The sequence below is a fragment of the Flavobacterium flavipallidum genome (genome assembly GCF_038289905.1).
GTDB lineage: Bacteria > Bacteroidota > Bacteroidia > Flavobacteriales > Flavobacteriaceae > Flavobacterium > Flavobacterium flavipallidum.
Genome location: NZ_JBBYHU010000008.1, coordinates 36,660 through 57,723, shown reverse-complemented (window position 1 = coordinate 57,723; position 21,064 = coordinate 36,660). Strand labels below are relative to the sequence as shown.

At 33.5% G+C, this 21,064-nt stretch carries 10 protein-coding genes and 1 tRNA gene; 9 read left to right on the top strand and 2 right to left on the bottom strand.

What is annotated here, in order from left to right; translation table 11 throughout:
- Positions 1-164 precede the first annotated feature (164 nt).
- On the bottom strand, positions 165-776 hold the full coding sequence (locus tag AAEO59_RS06035) for a 50S ribosomal protein L25/general stress protein Ctc (RefSeq protein ID WP_341699837.1): 612 nt from the start codon (positions 774-776) through the stop codon (positions 165-167).
- Between the two features lie 94 nt (positions 777-870).
- Entirely contained in the window at positions 871-1,812 is a 942-nt protein-coding gene (locus tag AAEO59_RS06030; protein ID WP_055095040.1) for a ribose-phosphate pyrophosphokinase, read from the bottom strand.
- A 288-nt stretch (positions 1,813-2,100) separates the two neighbouring features.
- Here AAEO59_RS06030 and AAEO59_RS06025 point away from each other — a divergent pair.
- From AAEO59_RS06025 to AAEO59_RS05985, 9 genes are all read left to right on the top strand, one after another.
- Positions 2,101-2,180: transfer RNA gene (locus AAEO59_RS06025), tRNA-Leu, on the top strand.
- Between the two features lie 628 nt (positions 2,181-2,808).
- Complete coding sequence (locus tag AAEO59_RS06020; protein WP_341699836.1) at positions 2,809-5,928, top strand: glycoside hydrolase family 2 TIM barrel-domain containing protein; 3,120 nt, start codon at positions 2,809-2,811, stop codon at positions 5,926-5,928.
- Positions 5,929-6,059: 131 nt separating this feature from the next.
- Complete coding sequence (locus AAEO59_RS06015; RefSeq protein WP_341699835.1) at positions 6,060-10,157, top strand: hybrid sensor histidine kinase/response regulator transcription factor; 4,098 nt, start codon at positions 6,060-6,062, stop codon at positions 10,155-10,157.
- A gap of 47 nt (positions 10,158-10,204) precedes the next feature.
- Entirely contained in the window at positions 10,205-11,437 is a 1,233-nt protein-coding gene (locus AAEO59_RS06010; protein WP_341699834.1) for a DUF2264 domain-containing protein, read from the top strand.
- A 28-nt stretch (positions 11,438-11,465) separates the two neighbouring features.
- The gene (locus tag AAEO59_RS06005; protein WP_341699833.1) at positions 11,466-12,623 is read left to right on the top strand and encodes a glycoside hydrolase family 88/105 protein; all 1,158 of its coding nucleotides are present in this window, start codon (positions 11,466-11,468) and stop codon (positions 12,621-12,623) included.
- 624 nt (positions 12,624-13,247) lie between these two features.
- Positions 13,248-16,460 (top strand): SusC/RagA family TonB-linked outer membrane protein, encoded by a 3,213-nt coding sequence (locus AAEO59_RS06000; RefSeq protein ID WP_341699832.1) that lies wholly within the window; start codon positions 13,248-13,250, stop codon positions 16,458-16,460.
- 37 nt (positions 16,461-16,497) lie between these two features.
- Entirely contained in the window at positions 16,498-18,480 is a 1,983-nt protein-coding gene (locus tag AAEO59_RS05995; RefSeq protein ID WP_341699831.1) for a RagB/SusD family nutrient uptake outer membrane protein, read from the top strand.
- A 16-nt stretch (positions 18,481-18,496) separates the two neighbouring features.
- Positions 18,497-19,693: a DUF4959 domain-containing protein gene (locus tag AAEO59_RS05990; protein ID WP_341699830.1), complete on the top strand. Its 1,197-nt coding sequence runs from the start codon at positions 18,497-18,499 to the stop codon at positions 19,691-19,693.
- A 24-nt stretch (positions 19,694-19,717) separates the two neighbouring features.
- A complete protein-coding gene (locus tag AAEO59_RS05985; RefSeq protein WP_341699829.1) occupies positions 19,718-21,049 on the top strand; it encodes a DUF4998 domain-containing protein in 1,332 nt (443 codons plus the stop codon).
- Positions 21,050-21,064 lie beyond the last annotated feature (15 nt).

Genomic DNA, 21,064 nt, shown 5'->3' with positions numbered 1-21,064 from the left:
TAGAGCCGGTATCCTCGAGGTCCTTTTTTGGATGGAGAGATACGGGGTCCCGATAGCTATCGGGAGCGGGAACTTTGCTGGCTGGAATGCCTTATGTTTCGCTTCTGTCCAAAAAAAAAGCACCAGTTGAGAAACTGATGCTTTTGGTATGATTGAAAAAAAAATTATTTTTTCTTTCCTTTTGCTGGTGCTTTTGCTGCTTTTGCTGCTTCTTGAGCTGCTTTCATAGCCGCACGAGACATCTTCACTTGACAGATAACTGTGTTGTCTGGGTGCATGATTTTGAAGTTTTCAGAAGGTACTTTAGTTACATATAACTTGTTACCCATGTCAAGAGGAGTGATATCGGCTACCACATAATCAGGAAGATTAGCTGGTAAAGCTTTTACTTTTAATTTACGGTTGCTTACACGTAAATCTCCACCTGCCATAACCCCTTTAGAGTTACCAGTGATTTTTACAGGAACTTCAATTGTAACTTCTCTGTTGTCAAATAATTGAAAGAAGTCAATGTGTAAAATCTTGTCAGATATAGGGTGAACCTGGATATCTTGTAAGATAGCATTGAAAGACTTTCCGTTTCCAAGGTCAATCACAACTGTGTGAGCGTTTGGAGTGTAAACCAAGTTTTTGAATGCTTTTTCTTCTGCTGAAAAATGAACTGGTTGATCTCCTCCGTATAACACGCAAGGAACCGCTCCAGCATTACGTAAGGCTTTAGTAGCAACTTTGCCCACGCTTTCTCTTTCTGATCCTTTAATTGTAATCGATTTCATTTTAAATATTTATATAGTTATTAATTAAACTCTTTTTTTTGAGCACTATATTTCAGTGCATTTTATAGTGAGATTGCTTCGTACCTCGCAATGACTACATGATAAACTTTCCGCTGATGGAATTGTTGTTTTGTACCATGTGCATTACTTCTGCAAAAAGTGGAGCGCAACTTACCACTTTGATTTTTTTAGATTCCCTCTTTAAAGGAATAGAATCGGTAACGATTAATTCGCTTAATTTTGATTCTTCAATTCTTTCGTATGCTGATCCGGAAAGAATTGCGTGAGTACAGATAGCTCTAACACTTAAAGCTCCTCTTTCGATCATTAAATCGGCAGCTTTTGCTAAAGTTCCTCCTGTGTCAATCATGTCATCAACTAAGATTACATTGCGACCTTTAACTTCGCCAATTAATTCCATGGTGTCGATAACGTTAGCTTGTTTTCTTTGTTTGTAGCAAATAACAACGTCTGACTCTAAGAATTTAGAATAAGCATAAGCTCTTTTAGAACCTCCCATATCAGGAGAAGCAATAGTTAGGTTCTCTAACTTTAAGCTTTCTACATAAGGAAGGAATATTGTTGATGCAAAAAGGTGATCAACTGGTTTTTCAAAGAATCCTTGGATTTGATCAGCGTGTAAATCCATAGTCATGATCCTTGTTGCTCCGGCTGCTTCTAACATTTTAGCAATCAATTTTGCTCCAATTGGAACCCTTGGTTTGTCTTTTCTGTCTTGTCTTGCCCAACCAAAGTATGGCATAACAGCAGTAATGTGTCTTGCTGAAGCACGTTTTGCAGCGTCAATCATCAATAACAACTCCATTAAATTCTCTGAATCAGGGAATGTAGAGCAAATTAGAAAAACACGTAAACCTCTAATTGATTCTTCAAATGAAGGTTGAAATTCGCCATCACTATAATGTGATAAAGAAACTTTCCCTAGCGGAATTCCGTATGCTTCGGAAATTTTTTCAGCTAGATAGACACTTTTTGAACAAGCAAAAATTTTAGCTTCTGGTTCTCTTTGTGACATTTAATTTGTTGTTTTTATTCCGATATACTTGATATAGTCCTGTTTTTTCTTTTTGTGAAAGTTTAGAGTATATGTAAGTGTCTCGGATGGAGTGTGTTAGTATATGTTGTTTTATCGAGCTGCAAAATTAGAAAATTAATTTGACTGTGAAAGTAAATTTTTCAGAAATTTTATTCGGAACTTAAATAATATTTTCTACATTTGCACCGTGTTAAAGAAAAGACATTTGGTCTTCGATCAACTTTCTTTATTGCGTTAGAATAATTGATTATTATTCTTGTCTGCTAAGCCCGGATGGCGGAATTGGTAGACGCGCTGGTCTCAAACACCTGTGGGAAACCGTGCCGGTTCGACTCCGGCTCCGGGTACAAAGCCTCTTCGAAAGAAGGGGCTTTTTTGTTTATGTGATATTTTGGATCAAGTTCAAAAGGGATCAAGTTCAAAAGTTGGGGACTAAGCAAAAAGATTGGATAATCTGAATAGAAAAAAATCAATTTTTCTGACTCCTCTAAATTGACTTCTGAAAGCTTTTATTTTCGCATTAAAAGATTCTGCAGAAGCATGTTTACATCTGGGTTAGTTTGTAAAATCGTATTCAAATGTTTCGTTTGTTTTTTTACCTTTTTTATCGCTTCGTTTATTACTTTAGAACTAATTAATTTATTTGTTCTAAGGTTCTTTTTGTGTAATATTCTATAAGTTCTGGGATTTCTATTTTAATTGTTTTTTAGGAAAATTATTAATTGAAATGCTTTTTTTGAGTAGTTTATGTTGAAATACCCCCGTTATTGTATTGTATTACCCCCTTATCTCTTTTATGTGCTTGTCTAAATTTGTATTTCAGATTTTGTTATTCCTTATTAGCCTAGTCGTCTTATTTATTGGTTTATAATTCGGTGGTTTAGTGTGTATATTAATTAGTTTATAGGGCTAATTTGGAATAACAATTTACGGGTTCATTTATGTATGAAAATTTAGATAATCAAAAATAGTTAGATGAAGAATGTCTTTTTAGCTCTTGCATTTTTTTTAGGGGCACAAATTAATTTTGCACAAAATAACGATTGGGAGAATCCTCAGCTTTTGGACAGAGGAAAAATTGAAGGGAGAAGTTCCTTCCTTTTGTATAGCAATGAGGCTGAACTAAAGGGTAATGATCCTAGAAAGTCATTGTTGTATCAAAGTTTGAATGGGGATTGGAAGTTTAATATTGTTAAAAATCCGGCACAAAGGCCATTGGATTATTATTCTGAAAATTTAGATGATTCGAAATGGAATGTAATAAAAGTTCCTTCAAACTGGGAAATGCAAGGTTATGATATTCCTATTTATACTAATATTACTTATCCATTTCCAAAAAATCCTCCGTTTATTGGAGGAGATTATAATCCTGTAGCAAGTTACCGACGTACTTTTATTGTTGCTGATTCCTGGAAAGATAAAGAAATTATACTTCATTTTGGCTCTATTACTGGTTATGCCAAAGTATTTTTGAATGGAAAAGAGCTGGGGATGACAAAGGCTTCTAAAACTCCTGCCGAATTTAATATTACTTCATTTTTAAAGAAGGGAAATAATTTGATTGCTGTTCAGGTTTTTCGTTGGCATGATGGAAGTTATTTAGAAGATCAGGATTTTTGGCGGTTGAGCGGAATTGAGCGTGATGTGTATTTGCAGGCAATGCCTAAAACGACTGTTTGGGATTATTTTGTAAAGAGCGATTTAGATAGTCAATATAAAAATGGAATTTTCAATGTCGATATTACTTTGAAATCTTTTGCAAATACTAAAATTACGAATCCTGTTGTGAAATTAGATTTGTTTGACAATGAAGGAAAAATGATTTTTTCAGAAAGTAAAAAAACTACAATAAAAGATGGTGCAATCAATTTTACAAAAACAATTGAAAACGTAAAACAATGGAATGCAGAAACTCCTAATTTATATCGTTATACAATTACTTTGCGCGATAGTAAAGGAAATGTTTTAGAAGTTATTTCTAAGAAAACAGGATTCAGAAAGGTAGAAATTAAGAATGCTCAGTTGTTAGTAAATGGAAAAGCTGTTCTTGTAAAAGGAGTTAATATACATGAACATGATGATGTAAATGGGCATGTTCCTAATAAAGATTTGATGATAAAAGATCTTCAGTTAATGAAGCAATACAATATCAATTCGATTAGAATGTGTCATTATCCACATGATACGCAGTTTTATGATTTATGTGATGAATATGGGTTTTATGTAGTTGATGAGGCTAATATTGAAACTCATGGTATGGGAGCTGAGTGGCAAAGTTGGTTTGATCAGAAAAAACATCCTGCTTATTTACCGGAATGGGCTCCGGCACATTTGGATCGTATTAAAAGAATGTTTGCGTTTGACAAAAATCATCCTTCTATTATTATTTGGTCTTTAGGGAATGAATGTGGTAATGGTCCTGTTTTTTATGATGCATATAATTGGTTGAAACAGGTTGATTCTTCACGTCCAGTTCAGTTTGAGCAAGCAGGGGAGAATAAAAATACTGACATCGTGTGTCCAATGTATCCTAGTGTTAAGAGTATGAAAGCATATGCAAACGCTCAAAAGGATCGTCCATATATTATGTGTGAGTACTCACATGCTATGGGAAACAGTAGTGGTAATTTTCAGGAATATTGGGATATTATTCATGCAAGTAAGCATATGCAGGGTGGTTTTATCTGGGATTGGGTAGATCAGGGTATCAAAACCAAAAACGAAAAAGGAGTTGAGTTTTGGGCTTATGGAGGTGATTTGGGCGGAGCTACATTGCAAAATGACGAAAATTTCTGTGCTAATGGTTTGGTGTCTGCTAACAGAATTCCACATCCTGGTTTGTTTGAAGTAAAAAAAATGTATCAGGATATTAAATTTCAACTTAAAAATGATACGGATTTATTGGTGAAAAATTATTTCAATTTTACCAATCTGTCTAATTATACTTTTAAATGGGAGTTGATAAAAAATGGTTTAAAAGTTAATTCTGGTGAATTCAATTTAGATATAAATCCAGAAGAGTCCAAAGAAATAAAAATCAACTATGGAGCTGTCGACGCTGGTGCGGAATATTTCTTAAATGTATTTGCAGTTTCAAAATACGATACACCTTTAGTTGCTAAAGGTCATGAATTTGCCAGAGAACAATTTGCTATTGGTCAAGGAAATTATTTTAAAAATAATGTTTTGGCCTCAAAAAGTCCATCTAAATTCAAGTATAATGTGAAAGGTGATGTGCTTTCTTTTGAAAATGAAAGTATAATGGGCGAATTTGATTTGAAAAATGGCGAATTGGTAAAGTATGGATTGAAAAATGATCCGTCAACTATAATTTCGGGTTTTCCAACGCCTTATTTCTGGCGTGCGCCAACAGATAATGATTTTGGAAGCGGTATGCAAAATAAATTAGTTGTATGGAGGGAAGCACATAAGAATCCAACTGTTGTAAGTGTTAATCTTGATAAAAAATCTTCAGAAGGAGTGTTGGTTAAAGTGGTGTACAAATTAGCTAAGGTGGAAGTTCCATATACTGTAGATTATCTAATTCAAAATAATGGTTCTGTTAAAGTTACAGCTTCTGTTGATATAAATGGAAAAGAATTGCCTGAATTGCCTCGTTTTGGGATGCGTATGAAATTAAATGGAAGCTATGAAAATTTAAGTTATTATGGAAGAGGACCTTGGGAAAATTACTCTGATAGAAACACCGCTTCTTTCATGGGGGTATATTCAGATAAAGTGATTAATCAATATACAAGAAATTACATTCGTCCTCAAGAATCAGGTTATAAAACAGATGTAAGATGGCTAACATTGAAAAATGATAAAGGACAGGGATTGAAAATCACAGGGGAACAGTCTATTGGATTTAGTGCATTAAATATACCAACAGAAGATTTGGATCCTGGAAAGCGTAAATCGCAACGTCATCCTTCAGATTTAAATTTAGATTCTAATGAATCCGTTTATTTGCACCTAGATTATAAACAAAGAGGAGTGGGAGGTGATGATAGCTGGGGTTCTTTACCTCATGATAAATATCGATTATTAGATAAAAAATATAGTTATTCTTATGTTATTTCAATAGTGAACTAATAGTGGTTGATTTGTTTTTTTATTTTGAAAAACCTATGATATTTTTCATAGGTTTTTTCTACTTTTAGAATTGTATATACATAAGTTCTTTCAAAAAACTTAATTTTACTATTTAACCAGAGGACCATTACATGTTTACATTTAAAAACCAAACTCTTTTATTGATTACATTTTTACTCTGTTTTTCTGCAAAGTTGCAGGCAGTTGTTCCAAATACTATTGCGAAAAAATACAGTATTAGCTATTTGGGAATCGAAAATGGATTAGCTAATAATGCTGTAACAGCAGTATATAAAGATAAGAGAGGGTTAATGTGGTTTGGTACCTATGATGGGATAAGTAGATATGATGGTTATAATTTTTTAAATTTTAGAAATGAACCAAATGATGAAAAATCTCTGTTAAATAACAGGGTGGTTAGTATTTGCGGGACTGAAAACGAGATATGGGTAGGTACAAAAGGCGGTATCAGTGTGTATAATTATTTAACGAATCAATTTAGTACAAGATATTATTTTAATCGAATATCGAAAAAAATAGAGCCGATTAAAATTGCAATAAATGAGATAAAAGATTCTAAAAATACAATGTATATCGCTACGGCTGGTAGCGGATTGCTTTATTGTTCTTCAAAAAGTTCTAAAGTTGTTGAAATCCCACTTTACGTGAAAGGTAAATTACAATGGGATTATCATGTTCAGGGTATTGATTTTGATACATCTGGGAGGTTATGGGGTTTTGTACAGGGAGTTGGGATTGTAAAAATGGATTCAAAATCAACTAAGTTAGTAGTTGTTTTTGCTGATGTATTAAGTGGAAATAGTGTTTTTTATGATCGATATTCGAATATTTGGGTAGTTATTGATGCAGGTTTGTTAAAATATAATATTGTCGATAAGAACTTTCGTTATTATTATAATCCGGAACTTCATAATCCTATTACTGATATGATATATAAGCCTGATACTGGAGAACTTTGGATAGCTTCAAACGGTAACGGCATTATTAGGTATAATTATACATTAGATTCTTTTTCTTTTTTAAGTAGCTCTTTTAAAGAAGGTGATTTAAATAGTAATGCAATTTCTTCTTTGTGTTTAGATAATGATAATCGGATTTGGATAGGGACTCTAAGGGGTGGGGTAAACCGATTGGAAATTAAAAAAACTCCTTTTGTGACTGTTTCCAGAAACTCAAAGTCAACAAATACACTTCCTAGTAATTTTATTTTATCATTTTGTGAAGAGGATAGTGATCATCTCTGGGTAGGTACTGATGGAGGAGGTGCTAGTTTATGGGATAGAAAGAACAATGTCTTTACCAATTATAGTTATAATGCTACGGTTCCAAACTCTTTAACTAATAATTTTGTTACGTCGATTATAAAAGATAAAAAAGGGACTTGGTTTAGTACTTATGGTGGAGGAGTCTGTCTTTTTAATGCGCAAAGTCATACTTTTAAAACCTATTATCCTTTAAATCATATATATAATATATATCAAAAAAACATTTGGGTACTTTTTAAAAGTAGTAATGGTGTTTTGTGGGCAGGATCACCTGATGAGCACGGTTTGTATCGTTATAATGATGCTATCGATCAGTTTGATTTTGTGGATGCTAAAATTAGCGGAATTATTTCCATGTCAGAAGATAAGTTTGGGGATATTTGGTTAGGTAATTTTACACAATTAATTCGTCTTAATCCCAAAACATTAAGTAGTCAAACTATCGAAGTTAAATATCCTGTTCGTTCAATTGTGCCTGTGTCAGATTCGAAAATTCTTGTAGGTACTGAAGGAGCCGGTTTGATGGTTTTTAATCCAAAAACGCTACAAATGCGTTTTTTGACTCAGACAAACGGGCTTCCAAATAATTCAGTTTTGAATATTGTTAGAGATAATCAAGGGCTTTATTGGTGCAGTACTTACAATGGCGTTTTTGTGTACAATCAAACTAGTGAAAAAATTACCACTTATTATGATGCAGATGGGCTTCAGAGTAATCAATTTAATTATAATGCCGGGCTCAAACTTTCTACAGGAGAAATTGTATTTGGTGGAATAAAAGGTTTTAATATTATTGATACTAAGGTAAATAGTATAATTCATGCATTTCCTAAATTGATTATTAGTAATATTAAAGTTAACAATAAAGTATACAGTGAATCAGGGTTGACCGGTTATGGTTTAGAAAAATTAAGATTACCCTATGACGAATCAATGTTAAATATTGAATTTGCAGCCTTAGAGTATAGTTTGCCAGAAAAAATATCATATGCGTATTTTTTAGAAGGTTGGGATAATCAATGGCATTATGTTGATCATATTAGAACTGCTAATTATTCTAGATTGACAGAAGGGAATTATGTTTTAAAAATCAAATCTACTAATGCAGAAGGAATTTGGAATTCAGAATACATTTCGTTACCAATTACTATTCTACCTCCTTGGTATCGGAGCTGGTATGCTTATTTTATTTATGTTTTGGCTGTTGCTTTTGGAATTTATATTGTTGATAAATACCAACGTAAGCAAGCTCAGTTAAAATATGAGGTAAAGCTGTCTCAAGATTTAGCTATGCATGAAAAAGAATTGAATGAGAAAAAAATAACTTTTTTCACTAATATTTCTCATGAATTTCGGTCTCCTTTAACAATGATTATTAATCCATTAAAGGATATTATCTATGGAGATAAACAGCAAATAGATCCGAGTGCTATAGAGATGATATATAGTAATTCCCGAAGACTATTGAGTTTGGTGGATCAATTGTTGCTTTTTAGAAAAACAGAAACCGAGACAGGGAAATTAAAAATAGCTAAAGTTGATATCGTAGAATTAGGGAAAGAAGTTTTTAGTTGTTTTGTTCACCACGCCAAAACCAAAAATATAGATTATAGTTTTAGTATTTCGGAGGAGAAATTGTATATCTATGTAGATAGGGAAAAAATTGAAATGGCAATATTTAATTTAATTTCAAATGCTTTAAAATTTACAGAGAAAGAGAATGGTGCTGTTGAGGTTAATATTCGTTGTGCAGAAAAAGAAGTTGTCATTAATGTTGTGGATAATGGAGAAGGGGTTACTGATATTGATAAAGAGAAAATTTTCAATTTGTTTTACCAGTCTAATAGAAATATTAAAAATAGTCGTAAAGGATTTGGTATTGGACTTTATTTAGTAAAGCAATTTATTAAACAGCATTATGGTTCTGTGGAGTGTTATGATAATGAAAAAGGAGGTGCGGTATTCGAAATCAGATTGCGATTAGGAAAACAGCATTTTGGAGATGTTGAAATAAGAGAAGATTTAAGTGATAGAACGCTGTTTTTAGAGGAAGCTTTGCAGGATAAAGAAATTCAGGAAAATGTATTGGCTGATATTGATGAAGAAATTGAAATAGATACTGATTTAACTAAAGAAACTAAAAGTATTTTAATAGTTGATGATAATCCGCAGATAAGGAATTATTTGAAACAAATTTTATCACCAAAATATCGCGTGACCGCAGCAGAAAATGCAGAAGCAGCTTTGTTGATTATTAGGAAAGTAGAGCCTGATTTAATTATTTCTGATGTAGTAATGGCAGAGATGAGTGGTGTAGCTTTTTGTAAGCATATCAAGGAAGATGAAGAGTTAAAGCATATTCCAGTAATACTTTTGACTGGAGGAACAGCTGAAGATGTAAAACTAAAAGGAGCCGAAGTAGGAGCTGATGATTATATAACTAAGCCTTTTGATAACGAGTATTTATTAGCTAGAATTAACGGGATATTGATTAGACGTGAAAGTGAACAGCATTATTTACTTAATTCGGTTACAAAAAATGTTACAAGTCTTAAATTGTCTGATGAAGATAAGAAACTGATCGATAGAATTGTTGAAATTATTGATGCTAATTTGGATGTTGAGAATTTTAATGTGAAAGATTTGGCAACTGAAATAGGTATGAGTCATTCTCTTGTTTATAAAAAAATCAAAAAAATTACGGGTAAATCATTAGCTGAATTTACCCGAAATGTTCGATTAAGAAAAGTAGCAACATTGTTGATTACAACAGATTTGCAAATTAGCCAGGCTGCTTCGATGGCTGGTTTTGGTGATATAAAATATTTCAGGAAACAATTTCAGCAATTTTATGATATGAACCCTTCTGAGTTTAAGAAAAAGTATCAGAACGTAAAGGATAATAAATATATGCTTAATGAAAGTTTTTGGAAGTCTGTATAATAGTTACTCGAGACCAATTTTTAAAATAAAATGTTATAATTAATTATATGAAAAAAAGTATTTCTTTGTTTTTCTTTGTTTTTCTAGTAGTCAATCATTTAAATGCCCAGAATAAAAAAATAGAAAAAACTTCTCCAAAAGAAGTTCGTGCTTTTTTTGTTGCTTCGTTAGTAAAAATAGGTGACCCTCTATTGGTGGCTCTAAGTAATAATCAACTGAAACAACAAATGCCTGTAGAAAGATCTCCCGGAGCTTGGGATGATAGAAAACATGTTACTTATCTGGAGGCTTTTGGGCGTCTATTATCTGGAATGGCGCCTTGGTTAGAGTTAGGGGCAGATGCTACACCTGAAGGACAATTGAGAGCTAAGTATATAGCTTTGGCTCAAAAGTGTATCCATAATGCAACCGATCCCAATTCCCCTGATTTTATGAATTTTGTAGTTGACAGACAGCCTTTAGTAGATGCTGCATTTTTTGCCCAGGCTTTGTTACGTGCACCAAAACAACTTTGGGAGCCACTAGATGAAGTCACTAAGGCTAATGTGATTAAATCACTTAAATCTTCTAGAATAATAAAGCCATATCATAGCAATTGGTTGCTTTTTGCTAGTACAGTTGAAGCTGCAATATTCAAATTTGATAGAGATGTAGATAGTGAAAGATTAAATTATGGTTTGGAGGAGCATAAGAAATGGTATTTAGGAGATGGAACATATGGTGATGGTCCAGACTTTCATTGGGATTATTACAATAGTTTCGTGATTCATCCGATGCAGCTAGATGTTTATAAAACATTAGTAGAAAAAGAGGTTGCATATAAAGAGGCTTTTAAGAAAGAACTTGACAGAGCCAGACGTTATGCTGCAATCCAGGAACGTATGATTTCTCCCGATGGAACTTATCCGCCTATAGGAAGGTCGTTAGCATATCGTTTTGGGGCTTTCCAGTTATTGTCTCAAATTGCTCTTTGGAAAGAATTGCCTAAAGAAATAAAACCTTCTCAGGTGCGTTCGGCTTTGTATGCTATGATTCAACGTCAGATAAGTGCTCCTGGTACTTTTGATAATAAGGGTTGGCTTCAGATAGGTTTGTATGGGCATCAGCCTAATATTGGTGAAGGTTATATTTCAACCGGAAGTTTGTATTTATGTTCGGAGGCATTTTTAGTGCTTGGTTTGCCAGTGACAGATTCTTTTTGGACTGATAATTATGAGTCCTGGACACAAAAGAAAATTTGGTCAGGAATGAGTATTCCTATTGATCATGCGTCTAATTAATTATTAATCTTTAACTAAATAAATTAAAATGATAAATTTTAAAAACTCATTTTTTATTCTACTCTCACTTTTTAGTTTGGTGTTTGTTAGTTGTAAAAGTGGTGCCGTGAAGCAGGAAACAGGAATCAGTGAATCAAAAAAGCAAGTAATTGCATTAATTGATAAAGTAAATACTCATTGGCGAAATACCCATCCTGATTTAGGAAATGCATTTTGGAATATAGCGGCCTATCATACAGGAAATATGGAAGCATACAAAGTGACTAAAAACAAAAAGTATTTGGATTATTCCTTAGCCTGGGCGGAAAAAAACCAGTGGATGGGGGCTAAATCTACAGATAAATCGGAATGGAAATATAATTATGGCGAAAATGACAAGCATGTGTTGTTTGGCGATTGGCAAATTTGTTTTCAAACCTATATTGATTTATACAATTTCACAGGAAAAAAGGATGCTTATAAAATTGCCCGTGCTCGCGAAGTAATGGAGTACGAGATGAGTACTTCTGCAAATGATTATTGGTGGTGGGTAGATGGTTTGTATATGGTTATGCCGGTAATGACAAAGCTGTATAAGGTTACAGGAAATGAGTTGTATTTAGAAAAATTACATCAATATTTGACTTATGCTAATAGTATTATGTATGACGATGAGGCAAAGTTGTATTTCCGAGATGCTAAATATGTATATCCTAAACATAAAAGTGTGAATGGTAAGAAAGATTTTTGGGCACGCGGTGATGGCTGGATTTTTGCGGGATATGCTAAGATTATTCAGGATTTGCCGAAAAAATCAAAATACAGAGAGGAATATATCAATCGTTTTAAAGATATGGCTAAGTCATTGGCTGCAGCCCAACAAAAAGAAGGTTATTGGACTCGTAGTCTGTTAGATCCGGAACATGCTCCTGGGCCGGAGACTAGTGGAACAGCTTTCTATACTTATGGCTTTTTATGGGGTATCAATAATGGCTTTTTAGACAAAGCTACGTATTTGCCTGTGGTCCAAAAATCATGGAATTATTTAACTCATTTTGCACTTCAGGATAATGGTGCTTTGGGTTACGTACAACCAATTGGCGAAAAAGCTATTCCGGGTCAAGTGGTGGATAAAAATTCAACAGCTGATTTTGGTGTTGGGGCTTTTCTGTTAGCAGCATCTGAAATGGTTCGATTTGTAGATTAATTCGGAAAAATCATACTTTGTGTATAGGGTTTTTTAAGTGCTTAGTTCCGATATTTTAATTTTAGATTTTGATAAGCTCGACTTTGTGTCGGGCTTTTTTATTAAATTGATAAAAGAATTGTTTTGTATAGTTGGGGTTAGATTTAGAATAGTTTTGTTGCTTTTTTTTTGGGTTTTTGAATTTCTATTTATGCTTTTTTATATTAACCAGTTTTCTTAAAATACTTATATTAAAATAGAGTTAAATTTTATTTGTTCTATTCGGTTATTAAAATGTCTTTTTTAAATAAAGATCCGTTAATTATGCGTTGTGGTTGTAGTAGTATATTGGGGTAATTATTGTAACATGTGTTTTTTTTGTCTATTTTTTTTGTTGTTTTAATATGGTATGCTTCTTTTTGTTGATTTTACTGATTTGTCCCCTTTTTAATGTTGAAATTCCCCCCTCTAGTGTCTCTTTGTTCAGATAGATTTGTAATGTGAATTATTTGTTAACACTTACAAATCTTTTCTTAAGAATAGTTTAAATTGACTTTAGATAGAGTTTTTTGTGTTACAATATGTTCAACTAACTAATTAATAACTTACCAAAAATTACAACGAAACATGACAAATTTTATTAGGATGAAAAAAGCTCCTGATCGTGTATATGGGTTTGATTTAAGAAAAAAGCTGACTCTTTTTTGTGTGTTAGCATCTTTTTATCAAGTGCAGGCATATACTTTAGATTATGTGAGTGACAAGGGACTTAAAACAGTACAACAACAAAAAACGATTAGTGGTCAGATTAATGACGAAAATGGTATGCCACTACCAGGTGCTACAGTTTCTATTCTTGATTCTAAGATAGGAACAATTACAGATTTTGATGGTAAATTTACTTTGAAGTTAGCTGCAGATTCAAAAGTTTTGGTTGTAAGTTCTGTAGGGTATCAAACGGTTGAATTACAAATAGGGACCCGTTCAGAATTTAAAGTGCAGTTAAAACCTAGTTCAGAGGGATTAGATGAAGTTGTGGTTGTGGGTTACGGAACTCAAAAGAAAACAAGTTTAGTAAGTGCGATAACATCTATACCAGTAGGTGAAATAAAAGGACCTACTAGTAACCTTACAACAATGATGGCGGGTAGAGTATCAGGTATGATTGCCTATCAAAGAAGTGGTGAACCGGGAGCAGATAATTCAGATTTCTTTATCCGTGGTTTAGGGTCTTTCGGATCCGGAAAAGTTAATCCATTAATATTGATTGATGGAGTTGAATCTACTACTACGGATATGGCGCGTTTACAACCTGATGATATAGAGAATTTTTCTGTATTAAAGGATGCATCAGCCGCAGCTATTTATGGAGCTCGTGGTGCTAATGGAGTAGTGTTGATTACTACTAAATCGGGTAAAGCAGGAAAGTTAAAACTTAGATTTCGACAAGAGAATAAGCTTTCAACTAATACTCGAAATTTCAATTTTGCTGATAATATCACTTATATGAATTTGGCAAATGAAGCTGTCTTGACCCGAAATCCAATAGGCGTCTTGCCATATTCGCAGATAAAGATAGACAGAACGGCTGCAGGTGCTGATCCTATTTTATATCCTAACAATAACTGGATTGATCAATTGATAAAAGATTATACATTCAATCAAGGATATAATTTAAGTGTAAGTGGAGGTAGTGACAAAACGCAATATTATGTTGCTAGTACTTATAATATTGATAATGGAGTTTTGAAAGTGGATGGTTTAAATAATTTTAATAATAATATTAAATTAAGAAATTATTCTTTTAGATCTAATGTAAATATTAAGTTGACTCCAACTACTGAAGGTATTATTAGATTTTATAGTCAGTTTGATGATTATACAGGTCCTGTTGGTGGAGGAACGGCATTGTTTAATAGAGCTATTTGGTCTAATCCGGTAGCCTTTCCAGCTGTTTATCCTTCAAGTTTATTACCTTATATAGAGCATCCTTTATTTGGTGGTGCAGTTGCTGGTTATGGAAGTACTACTCTGTTAACGAATCCATACGCCGAAATGGTAAGAGGCTATCAAGTGAGTAAAGCTTCTACAATTCAAACTCAGTTAGAATTGAAGCAGGATCTTAAATCGATTACTCAGGGATTAAATGCAAGAGCGATGACCTATATTAGAAGATATTCATTTTATAGTCTTTCAAGACAGTACAATCCCTTTTTCTATAATGCAACTATTAATCCTGATAATGACGACATAACCTTAAACTTGTTGAATCCTGGAGGAGAAGGTTCTATAGGAACCCCTGGGACAGAATATTTAAATTATAGTGAAGGTACTAAAAACCTAAGCTCAGAAATTTATCTTCAAACATCGATTAATTATAACAGAACTTTTAATGACAAGCATGATGTGGGTGGTATGTTAATTAATATCCTTCAAAATGTTGAGTCAGGGAATCCAGGAAGTCTCCAAGCATCTTTGCCAAGTAGAAACTTTGGTCTTTCAGGTCGTTTTACTTATGGTTATGATAGAAGGTATTTAGCGGAGTTTAACTTTGGATATAATGGTTCAGAGCGTTTTGCTAAAAACAATAGATATGGTTTCTTTCCTTCCTTAGCTGTAGGATATGTAGTTTCCAATGAGAAATTTTTCGAGCCCTTAGTTGATGTAATAAGTAATTTAAAATTCAGAGCCAGTTATGGATGGGTTGGTAATGATCAGATAGGAAATGTAAATGATAGATTCTTTTATTTGTCTAATGTTAGTTTGAATAATGGAACTTACGGAGCCAGTTTTGGAGATTTAAATGGTTATTACCGTGATGGTATTTCTATTTCAAGATATGCTAACGATAAGATTAGTTGGGAACGTTCCAAACAAATCAATATAGGTATGGATTTGAAGTTGTTCAATTCTATTAATATAGTTATTGATGCATTTAAACAAACCCGTTCTAATATTTTACAAACCCGTTCAAATATCGGTTCTACTTTAGGCCTTTCTGTAACACCTGCGACCAATTTTGGTTCGGCTGAGAGTAAAGGTATGGATATGTCCATTGACTACAATAAGCACTTTGGTAATAATTGGTTTACAAATTTAAGAGGGAATCTAACATATTCAACCAGTAAAATTTTAAAATATGATGAAAATTATTATCCGCCCGAATTAAGTTATTTGTATCGAAAAGGAAATTCAATTTCTCAAACTTATGGATACATTGCTGAAAGATTATTTGTTGATGATCAGGAAGCGGCTAACTCACCAAGACAGTTTGGGGTTTATGGTGGAGGAGATATCAAATACAAAGATGTGAATGGAGATGGAGTCATTTCTTCACTTGATAGAGTGCCTATTGGCCATCCAACTTCTCCAGAAATTATTTATGGTTTTGGAGGAACATTAGGATATAAAAATTTAGATTTTAGCTTGTTTTTCCAAGGTTCTGCTCGTTCATCATTCTTTATTAATTCACAAAATATCTCTCCTTTTGTTATTAATGGTGGAGCTCAAAACGGATTGTTGAAAGTAATTGCCGAAGACCACTGGTCAGAAGATAATCAAGATTTATATGCTTTTTGGCCAAGGTTGAGTGATACCTTTATAGAAAATAACAATCAAACTTCTACCTGGTGGATGAGAAATGGGGCATTTTTAAGGCTTAAAAGTATTGAGTTAGGTTATAATGTTCCTAAGACGTTTTTAGAAAAATTTAAAATTTCTAGTTTGAGAATGTATGCTAATACTATGAACCCGGTGGTTTTCAGTAGTTTTAAGTTGTGGGATCCTGAAATGGGAGGAAATGGGTTAGGATATCCTATCCAGGTAACTTACAATTTTGGAATATTACTTGATTTGTAATATGTGAAAAATGATAAAGGCATAAAAAATATTAATCATGAAAGAAAATAAAACCATACTATATAGATTGAAAAAATCTATTGTTCCAGTAGCATCATCATTTATTGCCTTATTGTCCGTAAGTGCATGTTCAAGTGATTTCCTAGATGTTATACCAGATAATGTTGCAACTATTGAAAATGCTTTTAAATTAAGAAATGAAGCAGAGAAATATTTGTTTACTTGTTATTCCTATCTTCCTAAAGATGGAAGTATTTACCATAATCCAGGTTTTCTTGGAGGTGACGAAATGTGGATTCCTTATAAAACATCTATTGCCAGTGATGTATTTGAAATTGCAAGAGGCAGTCAAAGAAGAGCAAATCCTTATTTCAACGTATGGGATGGAAATTATTCCGGAGGAGGACCTGGGGATAATTACAAATTGTTTATAGGGATACGTCATTGTAATATCTTCTTAGAAAATCTTACAGATGAATCAAAAGTTCCTGATATTACCGCTACAGAGAGACAGAGATGGATAGGAGAAGTGGAGTTTTTGAAAGCATATTATCATTTTTATTTACTAAGAATGTATGGGCCAATTCCGCTTATGAGAACTAATATTCCAATCGATGCGCCAGAGAATGAGATTAATGTAAGAAGAGAGCCTGTAGATGTATGCGTTTCATATATAGCAGATTTGTTAGATACAGCTACTGCAAAATTGCCTGAGGACAATGATATAGTTCCAACAACTGAAGCGGGTAGAATTACAAAGACGATTGCTTTAAGTGTAAAAGCTAAATTGTTGCTTATGGCAGCCAGTCCATTGTTTAATGGAAATAATGATTTTGCAACTTTAGTGAATAAGGATGGGACTCCATTATTTAACGCTACTTATGATGTAAATAAATGGAAATTAGCGTCTGATGCAGCTCTAGCGGCTATTGAGTCAGCCGAAGCAAACGGTAAAAGTTTATATGTTTTTCCACAATCTCCATTTACTCTTTCAGCCGAAACAATGACTCAAATGAGTATTCGTCAGGCAGTTTGTGAAAGATGGAATTCGGAAATAATTTGGGGTAATTCGAATAGTCAGACTTCCGATATCCAGAGGTTAGCCATGCCTCCTTTAGATCCTGCACATAACCATAATGACGCCAGAAAAATCATGTCTCCTCCATTAAAAATTGCCAGAATGTTTTATACTAAAAATGGCGTGCCAATTAATGAAGATAAGACTTTAAATTTTTCAAATGATGTTCAGTTGAGAGCAGCTACAAATGCAGAACGCTTTCATATCAAAGAAGGTGTTGTTACTGCCAGAATTAATTTTGACAGAGAGCCTCGTTTTTATGCAGATTTAGGTTTTGATGGAGGGGTTTGGTACAAATATGATAGCCCTTCTAAATCAGATGTCGATAATACTGCTGGAAATGTTTGGTCATTAAAAGCTAAGTTTGGGGAACCAGCAGGAGCTTCACACTCATTTCATATGAATGTTACCGGATATTTTGTGAAGAAATTAGTAGATTGGAATCAAATTACTTATACTACTGGAGGTTCATTTTATAAAGGCTATGCCTGGCCGGAATTTCGTCTAGCTGATTTATATTTAATGTATGCTGAAGCTTTAAATGAATCTGAAGGGCCTTCTGCAACGGTTTATGATTATTTAGACCGTATAAGAGAAAGAGCCGGATTAGCAGGTGTAGTGGATTCATGGGCTAATTTTTCTTCAATGCCCTCAAAACCTTCTACTCAAGCAGGTCTTAGAGATATTATTCGTCAGGAGCGATTAATTGAATTAGCATTTGAAGGACATCGTTTTTGGGATTTAAAAAGATGGAAGTTAGCTGCTCAAAATTTAAATGCGCCAATTACAGGATGGAATATTAAAGGTACTGATCAAACTTCTTATTATCAGGAATTGACTGTGACCAATCAACAGTTTGTTGCTCCACGAGATTATTTTTGGCCAATACCAGAAAGTGCATTAATTCAAAATCCAAACTTAGTTCAAAATTTAGGTTGGTAATATTAAATAGATAATTATGAATTGGAAAATAGTACATAGAAGCATTTTTGCAACAATGATAACGCTGTTAGTTGTTAGTTGCGAACAAAATAATTTAGAGCCTTTAGAACATAACTCAACACCACCCGGACAAGTTGAGAATGTAACTGTTGAAAATTTACCAGGTAAAGCTAAATTAACCTATACTTTGCCTTCGGATCAGGATTTATTATATATCAAAGCTGAATATACACTTGCTTCTGGACGTAAAATGGAAGTAAAATCTTCCTATTATAATAATACGCTTACAGTTGATGGTTTTGCCGATACAGAAGAACATGATGTAAAAGTGTATGCTGTGAATAGAAGTGAAACTGCATCTAAACCAGTTGTTGTAAAAATTAAACCTTTAGAATCGCCAATCTGGGATGTGTACAGAAGTCTTCAAACTGGTGCTGCTTTTGGTGGTATTTATGTTACAGGTAATAATTTAACACGTGCAAATCTTTCTATTCTTGTAATGCAAAAAGATATTAAGGGAGATTGGGTTGTTAATCCTCGAAGTATTTATACTTCTACTGATCTCATTAATAGAACAGTGAGAGGTTTTCAGCCAGTTGAGCAGGAATTTGCGATTACCGTTAGGGATAGATGGTTAAATACAACTGATACCATATTTGCTAATTTAACTCCATTAGAAGAGTTTACCATTCCTAAATCAGGGTATAAACATTTTCCTTTACCTGGAGATACTCCATCACATACTTCAGCTGTACCTTCAGGAATGTGGGATGGTAATCAATGGGATTGGCCAAGATGTTTTTTAACACAAGGTGCGGTAGCGGGACAGCATGTCGTGACTATTGATACCGGTGTCCTCAAAAGGATGAGTCGTATTGTAATTTGGGATTACCCTGAATATTATAATGGAAGAACCTTTTATTATACAGGGAATTTGAAAGAATTTGAGATTTGGGGTTCAGCAAGTCCTAATCCAGATGGAAATCTAGATGAATCTTGGATAAAATTAGGAACCTACAATGCTGTGAAACCTTCAGGTCTCCCATTTGGAGAGCAAACGTCTGAAGATTACAATATTGCCGCAGCAGGATTCAGTTGGGATTTTGATGCAACAGCACCTCCTATTCGATATTTGAGAATAAAATCTCTTAAAAACTGGGGAGGTATTGGATCTATGGCTATTGCTGAAATTCAGGTTTATGGAGCTAATTAATGTTTAATGTCAAAAACTATTGTTATGAACAAAATAGAAAAATATATTTTCCCATCCATAATCTTGTTGCTTATAACAGCAGGATTATGGTCTTGTAGTAGTATTGATGATACCTATAAAGATTTTATCAAAGATGGTGAAGTATCCTATACAGGAAAAATTGATTCGTTACATGTTTATGGAGGAAGAAATAGAGTAAATATAAAAGGACTAATCATTTCTGACCCTAAGGTAAGTGAAGTACGTGTTTTTTGGAATACACACAAAGATTCAGTAGTAGTGCCCATCACCAGAACATCAGGAATTGATGAGTTAGATGTTGTTATTAATGATCTTGATGAAAATATATACAATTTTGAAGTACGTACCTACGATAAATTAGGAAATAAATCTGTTCCAGTTTATGTCATTGGTAATGTTTATGGTGAACGCTATGAGGCCTCTTTAACTGCAGCTATTATGAATAGAAATATAGCTGTAGGTATTAATAGTGGAGTTAATCTAGATGGAAACCTTGCAGCTTTAAATGATTTAACAGCTAAATCATCTTATTCTATTCTAAAGTATACTGCAACAGACGATTCAGAGAAGGAATTAATAATGCCTATAAACCAAAGTGATTTTAAAATTTCAGATTTTAAAGCGGGTACTAATGTTAAATATAAAACAGTTTATCTACCAGAGGAAGGGGCAATAGACAGTTTCTTTACACCTGAAAGTTTATTTGCTCCCCAGGTAGATGTAACAAGTCTATATGTTGTTAATGCTGGTTTCGAAACAAATCCTTTGGGGCCTACAGCAGCATTTGTTGGAGTTGTTGATGGTATTTATGCGGTTCCGGGTTGGTCAACAAATACTCCACCAGGGACTAATCTTACTACAAATGGTGTAGCATCAAATAAGCCAATTGAATATAAAAAATTAGCTCCAGTATTGTATAATTCTACTTATAATACAGCGGGTAATGTATTTGGAACTACTCCTCAAATAACTCAGACTGGGGGAAGTGGGCTTTTAGCTGTTAAAGAGCATTGGTTGCCATCTCCTGTTGAATTATATGCACAACAAGTAATAACATTACCAATAGGGAAGTACACTTTGGTTTGGAATTCTTTGGTTTCTCAAACTGCTACTGGGGCATCTAGTTTGATGGGGTATGAAATGGATGGTTTGCCTATCTATGATTCTTATTCAACAGCACTTAATGTTTGGAAGACACATAGTTTGGTATTTACGGTTACTACACCTAAATCAGTAATAATTAGAATGGGTTACAAGAAAACGGCAAACGCAGGTGGAGGTGGTAGTCCAATTCTTTTTATGGATAATATTATATTGTTACGATCTGATTTGTAATTGATTGTATAGCAA

Coding starts and splice junctions, on each gene's coding strand:
- AAEO59_RS06015 (WP_341699835.1), top strand. CDS start 6,060: ATGTTTACATTTAAAAACCAAACTCTTTTATTGATTACATTTTTACTC.
- AAEO59_RS06030 (WP_055095040.1), bottom strand. CDS start 1,812: ATGTCACAAAGAGAACCAGAAGCTAAAATTTTTGCTTGTTCAAAAAGT.
- AAEO59_RS05985 (WP_341699829.1), top strand. CDS start 19,718: ATGAACAAAATAGAAAAATATATTTTCCCATCCATAATCTTGTTGCTT.
- AAEO59_RS05990 (WP_341699830.1), top strand. CDS start 18,497: ATGAATTGGAAAATAGTACATAGAAGCATTTTTGCAACAATGATAACG.
- AAEO59_RS06010 (WP_341699834.1), top strand. CDS start 10,205: ATGAAAAAAAGTATTTCTTTGTTTTTCTTTGTTTTTCTAGTAGTCAAT.
- AAEO59_RS05995 (WP_341699831.1), top strand. CDS start 16,498: ATGAAAGAAAATAAAACCATACTATATAGATTGAAAAAATCTATTGTT.
- AAEO59_RS06000 (WP_341699832.1), top strand. CDS start 13,248: ATGAAAAAAGCTCCTGATCGTGTATATGGGTTTGATTTAAGAAAAAAG.
- AAEO59_RS06005 (WP_341699833.1), top strand. CDS start 11,466: ATGATAAATTTTAAAAACTCATTTTTTATTCTACTCTCACTTTTTAGT.
- AAEO59_RS06020 (WP_341699836.1), top strand. CDS start 2,809: ATGAAGAATGTCTTTTTAGCTCTTGCATTTTTTTTAGGGGCACAAATT.
- AAEO59_RS06035 (WP_341699837.1), bottom strand. CDS start 776: ATGAAATCGATTACAATTAAAGGATCAGAAAGAGAAAGCGTGGGCAAA.